This is a genomic window from Actinomadura bangladeshensis (assembly GCF_004348335.1).
Lineage (GTDB): Bacteria > Actinomycetota > Actinomycetes > Streptosporangiales > Streptosporangiaceae > Spirillospora > Spirillospora bangladeshensis.
Window position 1 is genome coordinate 1 of the sequence record NZ_SMJW01000252.1, and the last position, 11042, is coordinate 11042.

General features: G+C 72.0%; 8 protein-coding genes. 6 read left to right on the top strand and 2 right to left on the bottom strand.

Translation table 11 applies throughout. The features are described from left to right. The 4 genes from E1284_RS33000 to E1284_RS33015 form a co-directional block, all read left to right on the top strand. Window positions 1–2175, top strand: a 2175-nt coding sequence (locus E1284_RS33000) for an ATP-dependent DNA helicase (protein ID WP_131944084.1), incomplete at its 5' end; no start/stop codon positions are given. Between the two features lie 23 nt (window positions 2176–2198). Continuing rightward, window positions 2199–5663 carry an ATP-dependent helicase gene (locus E1284_RS33005; RefSeq protein WP_131944085.1) on the top strand — a complete coding sequence of 1155 codons (3465 nt, stop codon included), beginning with the start codon at window positions 2199–2201 and terminating at the stop codon, window positions 5661–5663. A gap of 93 nt (window positions 5664–5756) precedes the next feature. Further along, window positions 5757–6536 (top strand): class I SAM-dependent methyltransferase, encoded by a 780-nt coding sequence (locus E1284_RS33010; RefSeq protein WP_131944086.1) that lies wholly within the window; start codon window positions 5757–5759, stop codon window positions 6534–6536. Window positions 6537–6590: 54 nt separating this feature from the next. Further along, window positions 6591–6896 (top strand): hypothetical protein, encoded by a 306-nt coding sequence (locus E1284_RS33015; RefSeq protein ID WP_131944087.1) that lies wholly within the window; start codon window positions 6591–6593, stop codon window positions 6894–6896. Window positions 6897–6948: 52 nt separating this feature from the next. Here the strand turns inward: E1284_RS33015 and E1284_RS33020 are convergent, their stop codons facing one another. Then, a complete protein-coding gene (locus E1284_RS33020) occupies window positions 6949–8544 on the bottom strand; it encodes an AMP-binding protein (protein ID WP_243714894.1) in 1596 nt (531 codons plus the stop codon). A gap of 106 nt (window positions 8545–8650) precedes the next feature. On the opposite strand from E1284_RS33020, the gene E1284_RS33025 reads away from it, so the two are divergent. After that, on the top strand, window positions 8651–9292 hold the full coding sequence (locus tag E1284_RS33025; protein ID WP_131944089.1) for a DinB family protein: 642 nt from the start codon (window positions 8651–8653) through the stop codon (window positions 9290–9292). Window positions 9293–9353: 61 nt separating this feature from the next. Here the strand turns inward: E1284_RS33025 and E1284_RS33030 are convergent, their stop codons facing one another. Then, a complete protein-coding gene (locus E1284_RS33030; RefSeq protein WP_165965520.1) occupies window positions 9354–9926 on the bottom strand; it encodes a dihydrofolate reductase family protein in 573 nt (190 codons plus the stop codon). A gap of 106 nt (window positions 9927–10032) precedes the next feature. On the opposite strand from E1284_RS33030, the gene E1284_RS33035 reads away from it, so the two are divergent. Further along, window positions 10033–10893, top strand: coding sequence for a maleylpyruvate isomerase family mycothiol-dependent enzyme (locus E1284_RS33035; protein ID WP_131944091.1), 861 nt, complete (start codon window positions 10033–10035; stop codon window positions 10891–10893). The last annotated feature ends 149 nt before the right edge of the window (window positions 10894–11042 follow it).

Consider the following 11042-nt stretch of genomic DNA (forward strand, 5'->3'; position numbering starts at 1 on the left):
CCCCCTGGACCCCCCGATGAAGTGCGCGCTGTGTCCTCCAGGGGGGCCGCCCCCCCTGGACCCCCCGATGAAGTGCGCGCTGTGATCGCCGACTCGGAGAGCCAGGAGTCCGCACTGGTGGCCGACGAGTTGCGTCGCGCCCACCTGCTGGACGGCGTGCCGTGGTCGCGTATGGCCGTCCTGGTGCGGAGTGCCGTGCGGCAGGTCCCGGTGCTCCGGCGTGCGCTCGCCCAGGCCGGTGTGCCGGTGGTCGTCGCGGGTGACGAGGTCCCCTTGATCGCGGAGCCCGCCGTCCGGCCGTTCCTGGTCCTGCTGCGAGCCGCGCTGAAGAAGGGCTTCCTGGACGAGGAGGTCGCGGAAGACCTGCTGACGGGTCCGCTGGGCGGTGCCGACGCGCTGGCCATGCGGCGGCTCAAGCGTGCCCTGCGCGACTTGGAGGAACTGTCGGGCGGCGACCGTCCGCTAGGTGAACTGCTGATCGCGGCGGTCAACGACCCTCGCGAGCTGATCCTCGTCCACGAGAAGGTGCGGGCGCCCGCTGAACGGGTCGCGCACCTGATCGACGTGGCGCGGCGGTCCGTCCACGACGGCGGTACCGCCGAGGACGTGCTGTGGGCCGTCTGGCAGGAGAGCGGGCAGGCCGACGTCCTGCTGGAGCAGAGCGTCAAGGGCGGGACGCGCGGTGCGGCGGCCGACCGCGACCTCGACGCCGTCGTCGCGCTGTTCGACCACGCCGCACGGTTCGTCGACCGGCTCCCCCAGGCGGGGCCCGAGCTGTTCGTCGACAACATCGCCTCCCAGGAGATCGCCGGTGACACGCTGGCCGAGCAGGCGCCGGAGGGGGAGGCCGTCCGCATCCTCACCGCGCACCGCTCCAAGGGACTGGAGTGGGACGTGGTCGTCGTCGCCGGCGTCCAAGAGGGCGTCTGGCCCGACGTCCGTCTACGGGGGTCGCTGCTAGGCGTCGAGGAACTCATCGAGCATGCCGCCGGGGCGGAGCCGGACGGTGAAGTCGCGGCCGGCGCCTCCATGGCCGCCAAGATGCTGGACGAGGAACGACGCCTCTTCTACGTCGCGGTGACGCGCGCGCGCAAGCGCCTCGTCGTGACGGCCGTCGGCGGCGACGACACCGAGGAACGGCCGTCGCGGTTCCTGAACGAACTGCTGCCAGGGGCGATCGAGCAATCGCAGCTGGACGAGAAGACGCGGTGGCTCTCGCTGTCCGCGCTCGTCGCCGACCTGCGCTCGGTGGTGGCCGACCCGTCCCGTCCCGAACCGCTGAGGCGCGCCGCCGCCGGCCACCTGGCCCGCCTCGCGCGCGCGGGCGTCCGGGGCGCGAGACCGGAGAACTGGTACGCCATCACCGCGCTGTCGGACGCCGGGCCCGCGTTCGCCGACGACGAGCAGATCACCATCTCCCCGTCCCAGGTCGAGGCGTTCACCACCTGCGGGCTGCGCTGGCTGCTCGCCTCCGCCGTCGGCGCGCAGGAGGGCGGGCCGAACGAGTACAGCACGATGGGCAAGGTCATCCACGCGGTCGCGGAGATGGCCGGCGCCGACGACGGCATCGACGAGGTGCACGTCGCCGAGCGGCTCGACGAGATCTGGAACGACCTGGAGTTCCGCAGCTCCTGGTACTCCGAGAAGCAGCGGCAGCAGGCCACCGCGATGGTCGACAAGTTCCTCGCCTGGCACCGCGGCAACCCCAACGAGGTCGTCGCGCTGGAGGAGTCCTTCAAGGTCGACCTCGGGCGCGTCGTCATCAAGGGCCGCATCGACCGCGCCGAACGCGACGAGCAGGGCCGCGCCGTCATCATCGACATCAAGACGTCCTCCACGGCCGTCCCCAAGGACGACCTGGCCCGGCATCCGCAGCTCGGCGTCTACCAGTACGCGGTGATGCTCGGCGCGTTCGAGCGGCACGGGCTCATCGAACCCGGCGGGGCCAAGCTCATCCAGGTCGGCAAGGCCGCGTTCACCGCGAAGGCGCGCGAGCAGGAGCAGCCGCCGCCCGCCGAGGACGCCGACCCCGAATGGCCCAAGAAGCTCATCGAGATCGTCGCCACCGGCATGGCGAGCGACGTCTTCCAGGCGCGCGCGAACGACAAGTGTCGCACCTGTCCCGTACGCTCCTGCTGCCCCGTCCATGACGAGGGCGGGCAGGTCGGAGAGTGACGGATTAGCTCGGGGGGAGCGAGGTGATCACGCCGGGAGAGCTGGCCCGGCTGCTGGAGATCCCGGCGCCCACGGAGGAGCAGGCGCGGGTGATCGAGGCGCCGATGGCGCCGATGGCGGTGATCGCGGGCGCCGGGTCCGGGAAGAGCGAGACGATGGCCGCGCGGGTGGTGTGGCTGGTCGCGAACGGCTTCGTCCGGCCGGAGCGCGTCCTCGGGCTGACCTTCACCCGCAAGGCCGCCGCCGAGCTCGGCGTGCGCGTGCGCAAACGGCTCGACAAGCTCCGCGAGGTCCTGCCGGGGGACGAGCTCGAGCGGCTCGGCGGCGAGGCCCTGTTCGACGGCGAGCCGATGGTGTCGACGTACCACGCGTACGCGGCGCGGCTCTTCGGCGACCACGCCCTGCGCGAAGCCCTCGAACCCACCATGCGGCTCATCTCGCCTGCCGTCGCCTGGCAGATCTGCTCGCGGGTGGTCGACGCCTACAACGGGCCCATGGACCGCATCGACTGGCAGCCCGACACCGTCACCAAGGCCGTCATGGAACTGGCCGGCGACCTCGCCGAGCACCTGCGGACCGCCGAGGACGTCCGCAAGGTCGGCGCCTGGCTGGACGAGCGGCTCGCCGTGGTGAAGAAGCCGCTCAAGGCGCAGCGCGACATCCTCGCCAAGCACGCCGTCCGCGAGCAGCTCATGCCGCTGATCGAGGCGTACGCGCGGGCCAAGGCCGGCCGGGAGGTCATCGACCACGGCGACCAGATGGCGCTCGCCGCGCGGATCGCCTCCAAGCATCCCGAGGTCGGGATGATCGAGCGGTCCCGGTTCTCCGTCGTCCTGCTGGACGAGTACCAGGACACCTCACAGGCGCAGCTCGTCCTGCTGCGGTCGCTGTTCACCGGAGGGCACCCGGTGACGGCCGTCGGCGACCCCTGCCAGTCGATCTACGGGTGGCGCGGCGCGAGCGCCGGGAACCTGCTGCGGTTCGCCTACGACTTCCCGCTCCAGCCCGGGACCGGCGGGGGGCGCCCGGTGCCGGCGCCGGTCGTCCAGCTGAGCCGGTCGTTCCGGAACGGCGAGCAGATCCTCGAGGCGGCGGCCAAGGTGCAGGAGGAGCTGCGCGCCGAGACGAAGGCCGTGCCGCGCCTCATCCCGGGCGCCGGGCGCGAAGGACGCGGACGCGTCGAATGCGCCCTCTTCCACACCGTCGAGGACGAATCCGACCGCATCGCCGCGCGCATCGCCGGGCTCATGGCCGCCGACCCCGAGACCGCGCCCGACGGCGGCCCGCAGGCCGAACCGCTCCAGTACTCCGACATCGCCGTCCTCGCCCGGAAGCGGTCGCAGTTCCCGCTGATCAGGCGGGCCCTGGAGGCGCGCGGCATCCCGGTCGAGGTGGTCGGGCTCGGCGGGCTCCTCACCGTCCCCGAGGTGCAGGACGTCGTCGCGACGCTGCGGGTCATGCACGACCCGACCGCCGGCGCGTCCCTCGCCCGGCTGCTCACCGGCCCGCGCTGGCGGCTCGGCCCCCGCGACCTCGTCGCCCTCGGCCGCCGCGCCCGCGCCCTGGCCCAGGATTCCGCCCGCGACATCACGCCACCGGAACGGCCTTCCTCCGGGGAGGCATCGGCCGACACCGCGCCGGCCCCCGTGCCGCCGGACGCCGCGCCGCCGGACGCCGTGCCGCCGGACGCCGTGCCGCCGGACGCCGTGCCGCCGGACGCCGTGCCGCCGGGCGAGGGAGCGCCGGATCCCGCCGACGACCCGCTCCGGCAGCTCGTCGGGGAGCTGAACCAGGAGACCGGGAGCCTGGTCGACGCGCTCGACGACCTCGGCCCGGCGGAGGCGTACTCGCCGGAGGGGTACGGGCGGCTGCGGCGCCTCCGCGACGAGCTGCGCGGCCTGCGGAGCCAGGTCGGGCTGCCGCTGCCCGACCTGGTCAACGAGGTCGAGCGGGCGCTCGGCCTCGACATCGAGGTCGCCGCGCGGTCCGGGCTCGACCCCGTCACGGCCCGCGCCGACCTCGACGCGTTCATCGACGCCGCCGCCACGTTCGCGGGCGACGCCGAGGACCCGACGCTCGGCGCGTTCCTCGCCTACCTGAAGGCCGCCGAGACCGAAGAGTTCGGGCTGGAGGCCGGCCGGGTCGGGGAGACCGACAGCGTCAAACTGCTCACCGTCCACGCGTCCAAGGGGCTGGAGTGGCCCGTCGTCGTCGTGCCGGGCCTGTCGTACGCGCCGCAGAAGAACGGCGGCCCCGCCAAGGGGTCGATCTTCCCGTCGCCGCCGCAGAACGCCACCCGGTGGACGGCGAACCCGCGCGTCCTGCCGTTCATGCTCCGAGGCGACCGCGCCGACCTGCCCGCGCTGACCGGGCTGGAGAAGGACGACCTCGCCGCGTTCGACCAGGCGTGCGCCGAACGCGATCTGCGGGAGGAGCGGCGGCTCGCCTACGTCGCCGTCACCCGCGCGTCCAGCCTGCTCATCACGACCGGCTACTGGTGGGGGTCGTCGGGGCGCCCGCTCGGGCCGTCGCCGTTCCTGGAAGAGGTCCGCGCGATCTGCGTCGCCGGCGCCGGGCCGGTCGCCGTGTGGACCGACCCGCCGGAGGAGGGCGCCGAGAACCCGCTGCTCGCCGACCCCGAGGAGGCGCAGTGGCCGATCGCGCCCGGCGAGCGCGGCCAGTCCGACATCACCGCCCGCGAACGGTACGAGGCGGTCGTCGAGGGCGCCCGCATGGTCGAGGACGAGATGGCCGGCCGGACGCGCCACTGGGCCGGCGACACCGGCCTGTCCGACGCCGACCGGGCCCGCATGACCGCGTGGGCGCGCGACGTCGAGCTGCTGCTCGCCGAACGCGACCGCGGCCGCGGCGGTGACGGCCTGCTCGTCGAACTGCCCGCGCACCTGTCGGTGTCGTCGCTGGTGTCGCTCGCGCGCGACCCGGCGGCGCTGGCCCGGCAGATCCGGCGCCCCATGCCGCGCCCGCCCGCCCCCTACGCGCGGCGCGGCACCGCGTTCCACGCCTGGCTGGAGAGCCGCTGGGGGCAGCAGCGGCTCCTCGACCCCGACGAGCTGCCCGGCGCCGCCGACGAGGGCGCCGCCGACGACGCGCACTTCGAACGGCTGCGGTCGCGTTTCGAGGAATCGGAATGGGCGTCCCGCGAACCGCTCGACATCGAGGTGCCGTTCGAGACGATCATCGGCGACCGGCTGATCCGGGGCCGGATGGACGCCGTTTTCCGGTCGCCGGGCGGCGGCTACGAGGTCGTCGACTGGAAGACGGGTTCGCCGCCGTCCGGGGACGAGGCGCGGTTCGTGTCGGTGCAGCTCGCCGCGTACCGGCTGGCGTGGGCCGAGCTGACCGGCGTGGACGTCTCGCAGGTCAGCGCGGCTTTCCACTACGTGAGCGCCAACGTCACCGTTCGGCCGGCCGACCTTTTGGACGCCGCCGGGCTGGCCGCCCTGCTCGACGGCGTCCCGGCGGTGTGATTTGTACCCGTAAAGGGGTGATGAGTCTCACTGACCCCTGTTCACCGTTCGTGCTTTCGGGGATGATCCGGGCAACCATCCAGGGAGGCGACGGTGACGGTGACCCACGACGAGAAGGTCGTACAGGAGTTCTCGAAGCAGGCGGCGGGTTTCGCCGACCCGAAGCTGAACGTCGCGTTCACCCGTCATCTGGATCAGCTCGTCCGCTTCATGGACCCTGAGCTCGACCTCGAGGACGTCGTCCTGGAGGTGGCCGCCGGCACCGGCCTGGTGTCCCGCGCCATCGCCCACCGCGTCCGGCATGTGACCGCCCTCGACCTCACCCCCGCGATGCTCGCCGAGGGCAAGCGCGACGCCGACCACGCGGGCCTCATGAACATCACCTTCACGCGCGGCGACGCCACCGCCCTGCCCTACCTGGACCGCTCGTACACGCTGGTCGTCACCCGCTTCTCACTGCACCAGGTCGCCGACCCCGAGGCCGTCGTGCGGGAGATGGTGCGGGTCAGCCGCCCCGGCGCCGCACTGATCATCGCCGACCTGATCCGCCCGGACGGCCTGGAGGGCGACGCCGACCGCATCGAGCGCCTGCGCGACCCGTCCCACGGCACCATGCTCACCGAAGCGCAGGTCGCGGACCTCGTCGCGGCGGCCGGCGCGGAGGTGAAGCGCTCCGAGCGGTTCGACTACGTCCGCCCGCTCGACCCGTGGCTGGAGTTCTCCCGGACCCCGGACGCGGACGCCGCGCAGATCAGGCGGGAGTTGGAGGACGAGCTGGCGGGCGGGCCCGCGACCGGCATGCGTCCGAGCATGGTCGACGGCGTCCTGCACTTCACCCACACGTACCTGTTCCAGCAGGCGATCGCCGGATAACGGTTTCGACCAGATGTTCGACGCGGGTCGCTCATATGTTCTATGTTGTCGGCCATGCGTTCCACCACCGTGCGGTCCCTCGACCGCGAGCCCGCCGCACTGGCGATGCGCATCGGAGTCGTCGCCGCCGAGGCCGCCCTCGCCACCTTCGCCCGCAACCTCGACCTGGACGACCTGGCGGACGGCGTCGACTTCCAGGGCGCCATCGGCCCCGCCGAATGGCCGGTGTTCTCCCTGGTCATCGACACGCTCGCCGAGGCCGCCCCGGGCGACCGGCGCACCCTGGACGAACGCCGCGCCGACGCCCTCAACGACCTCGCGCGCATCTGCATGGCCGCCAAGAACCGCGGCGCCGCCTGATCGGTGACCGGGCGCGTCCGGGACCGTGCGGCCTTGGCCCCGGACGCCGCCCTCACCCGGGCAGCGCCGTGGCCTTGACCTTGCCCGTGCTCGTCCGCGGCAGTTCTGGGACGAAACGGACGTCGCGCGGCACCTTGTACCTGGCCAGGTGCTCTTTCACGTAGGCCTTGAGGTCGTCCTCGGTGACGTCCGAGCCCGGTGCCCGCACCACGTAGGCGGCGAGCCGCCGGCCGAACTTCTCGTCGTCGACGCCGGTCACGGAGACCTCGGCGACGTCCGGATGCCCGCCGAGCAGGCTCTCCACCTCGCCCGGGAACACGTTCTCCCCACCGGACACGATCATGTCGTCGGCGCGGCCGTCGATGAACAGCCGCCCCTCGTCGTCGAGATGGCCGAGGTCGCCGGTGCCCGTCAGGCCGTCCAGCATCCGCCTGCTCCCGCCCCCGGTGTAGCCGGCGAACCGCAGGCCGCCGCCGGTGTAGATCTCCCCGGTCTCGCCTCTGGGGACCTCCCGTCCGTCCTCGCCGAGGATCTTCAGGGTGATCCGCAGGGACGGCCTCCCGACGGTGCCGGGCGCGCTGCGCAGGTCGTCCGGCGTGGCGATGGTGGCCCAGCCCGTCTCGGTCGCGCCGTACACGTTGATGAGGACGTCGCCGAATGCGTCCATGAAGGCGTCCGACAGGTGCGGGGGGAGCGCGGAACCGCCGGACACGACCACGCGCAGAGTCGGCGTCTCCGGCCTGTCGTCCGCGTCCAGGATGCGCTGGAGCATCACCGGGACCGCGACCAGCGCTTCCGCGCGGCAGTCCGCGATGGCCTGGAGGGTCTCCTCGGCGTCGAACCTCCGGGACAGGATGAGGGGCATGCCCATCCCGAGACCCACGGCCGTGTAGGCGAAGCCGAGAATGTGGAACAGCGGCGGTGCGATCGCGATCGGCGCCCCTGAACGGACGGGAACTCGCATGGCATGGGTGAGCGCGACCGGCAGCAGGGCCGAGAGCGACATGTCATGCCGGGCGCCCTTCGGCGTGCCGGTGGTGCCGGACGTCATCACGATGATCTTGCTGGCGCGCTTCGTCGTGAGCGGTTCGGGCTCGGTGTCGCTGATCAGCGCCTCAAAGGGTTTCGCGTTGCCGTCGGTCCAGGCGACCAGCCGTTGTCCGGTGAAGCGCGTGTTGTTGAGGGTGGGGGTGAACTCCTCGTCGTGGATGAGCAGCTCGATGCCCTCGCGCTCCGCGACCTTGCCGAGTTGCGCGGCGGAGAAGTCGGTGTTGAGCAGAACGACGTCGTTGCCCAGGCGGGAAGCCGCGAGAACCGCCTCGACGAAGCCTCGATGGTTGCGGCAGAGGATTCCGACTCGTCCGTCTCCGAGTTGGCCTCTGAGCGCGGTGGCCAGCGAGGCGGCGTGTCGCTCCAGTTCCGCGTACGACAGCGCCCCGTGCTCGTCGATCAGCGCCGTCCGCTCGGGAAAGCGCAGGGCCGACATCGCGCCGAGCGTCGCCGGGACGGGCCCGAAGCGGACATAGGGCAGCAGCAGCCGCGCGGCCCGGTCCGGGCGTATCGGCTGCAGAACCCCCACATTCAGGATGGCGTGGCCCGCCCGCGCCCCCACCCGCACGGCATGACGGAGTCGGTCGACCAGCAGCACTGAACGTCTCTCCTTCGGTAGCACCGGCCCGGTGACCACCGCCATACCCGCCGTTTCCCCAGATATTGACTGGGCCGGCCATCTTCCGCTCGGATAGCTTCCAGGCATGCCGACCCCGCCAAGCGCCGTGACCGCCGAAGACCTGGAACTGGCCGTCCGGCTTGCCGTTTCCACCCTTCGACAGGCACCGCCGGACGCCTGGGACGCCAAGGCCGGATCACTCGAATGGGACTGCTGGGAGACCGTCGAGCATCTCGCCGACGACCTGTTCGCCTACGCCGCCCAACTCGGGCCGAGGACGCCACCGATGGACGGCGAAGTGCCGTTCGTGTGGCAACGCCTGCGGCCGGGCGGCCCGGCGAACGCCGTCCATGCGAACCGGGATGCCGGGCCCGAAGGGCTGCTGCAAGTCCTCGAAGCGTGCGGCGGACTCCTGGTGGCCATGGTGCGCACCGTGCCCCCGCACGTCCGCGCCCATCACGCCTTCGGCGCGGCGGACGCCGAGGGCTTCGCCGCCATGGGGATCGTGGAGACTCTCGTCCACACCCACGACCTGGCCGAAGGTCTCGGCCTTCCCTGGGAACCGCCCGCCGACCTGTGCCGCCGCGTACTCCTCCGGCTGTTCCCCGAGGCGCCGCACGCTACCGAGCCCTGGCGGACACTGCTGTGGTCCACCGGCCGCGCGGAACTCCCCGGACGGCCCCGCCTCACCTCCTGGCGCTGGCAGGGCACCCCGCAACCCCAGTAGGCGGAGAACGCCCGCTCGCCGGGGTCGTCCGCGGCGAGCGTCCAGCACCTTCGGGGTTGCGCTACTTGCGGAGTTGAGCCGAATCGCCGACCCGGTAGTCGAGGAGCACCAGGCGGTCGTCCAGCACGGTGGTGCCGGTGAGTTGCAGCTCGCAGGGCGGGAGTTCGGTGAAGACCGGGCCCTCGCCCGCCACGCCGTGGATCATCGGGAAGACCAGCACGCGGACCCGGTCCACCAGATCGTGCTGGAACAGGCTGCGGACCAGGGACGCGCTGCCGATGGTGCGCATGGGCAGGCCGTCCGCCACGGCCTTCAGCGCGGGCACGGCCGTCTCGATCGGCTCATCGATGAGCGTGGTGTTCGGCCATGTCAGCGGCGGCCGGAGGGTCTTGGAGAACACGATCTTGGGAAGCTCGGCCATCCGCGTGAAGGACGGGTCGTCGCCGGTGGCGACGATCTCCGACATCTCCCGGTACGTCGTCGCGCCCATGAGCATGATGTGCTCCTCGGCGAGTTGGGCGTTGATCCAGTCGTGCAGCCCCGGCCCGCCGTAACCCCAGTACGCCGCAGGACGCGGCCCGCCGCCACCGTATCCGTCGACGGTGCTGAACACGTCGACTCTCAACTCGCGCATGGCCCTCCTGCCAGAGTTCTCGTGGAGCGATGCCCGCCCTAACGGGTGTGACCACAATGACCGCGTGAACTCATCGGCGGTCCGTGGACGGTCGTATCGTGGGCCGATGACGCGCACGGATGGGCGGGCGCCGCACCTGGGCCCGATGATCGACGTCCGGCCGCTGTTCGCCGAGCAGCAGGCCGCCTTCATCGACCTGCTGAGCGGCTTGGACGCCGACGAGTGGGAGCGGGCCACCGTCTGCCCGGGATGGAGTGTCAAGGACGTCGCCGCACACGTGCTCGGCGACCATGCCGGTCGGCTGTCCAGGCACCGGGACGGGTTCACCGCCCCTGGCCCCCTGAGCGGTGAGCCGTTCCCCCGGTTTCTCGACCGCATCAATGACGAGTGGGTCACCGCGGCGCGGCGTATCAGCCCGGCACTGCTCGTCGGGTTGCTGGCGGAGGTCGGGGACCAGGTCGTCGAGTTCTGGCAGGGCGTCGACCTCGAGGCCTTGGGCGGTTCTGTCAGATGGGCCGGCCCGGAGGCGCATCCCGTCTGGTTGGACGCCGCGCGCGACTTCACCGAGTACTGGACGCACCATCAGCAGATCTGCGATGCCACCGGACGCCCTGGGCTCGCCGATCCGCGATATCTCGGGCCCGTCCTCGACACGTTCATGCGGGCGCTGCCGCATACGATGCGCGACGTGCCGGCGGACGAGGGCACCGTTCTGCAGGTGGTCGTCTCCGGTTTCGGTGGCTGGGTTTGCGGGCGTGGGGAAGAGCGGTGGTCTCTGCGGCGGGGGATGGAATCTCGGCCTGACGCATTGGTCGAGTTCGATGCCGACACCGCTTGGCGTTTGTGCACGCGCGGCATTGAGCCGGATACCGCCGGCGAGCGGGCTCTGATCACCGGAGATCGTGTGCTCGCTGAGGCGGCGCTTCAGATCGTGTCCATCATCCACTCGGGATCCGCCCGGCCCTGACCTGCGCCACCGGCGTCGGTTCGGCGTGGTCAGCGTAGGTAGTGGAAGGTCGGTTTGGGGTGCATCAGGAATTCGTGGTGGGAGATGTTCCAGGCGTAGGCGCCGGCCATGGTGAAGGCGATCACGTCGCCGGGGGCCAGGGGCGGGAC

What these genes read in the sequence shown, in the direction of transcription:
- E1284_RS33015 (WP_131944087.1), top strand. Translation starts at nt 6,591, where the DNA reads ATGCGTTCCACCACCGTGCGGTCCCTCGACCGCGAGCCCGCCGCACTG.
- E1284_RS33035 (WP_131944091.1), top strand. Translation starts at nt 10,033, where the DNA reads ATGACGCGCACGGATGGGCGGGCGCCGCACCTGGGCCCGATGATCGAC.
- E1284_RS33030 (WP_165965520.1), bottom strand. Translation starts at nt 9,926, where the DNA reads ATGCGCGAGTTGAGAGTCGACGTGTTCAGCACCGTCGACGGATACGGT.
- E1284_RS33025 (WP_131944089.1), top strand. Translation starts at nt 8,651, where the DNA reads ATGCCGACCCCGCCAAGCGCCGTGACCGCCGAAGACCTGGAACTGGCC.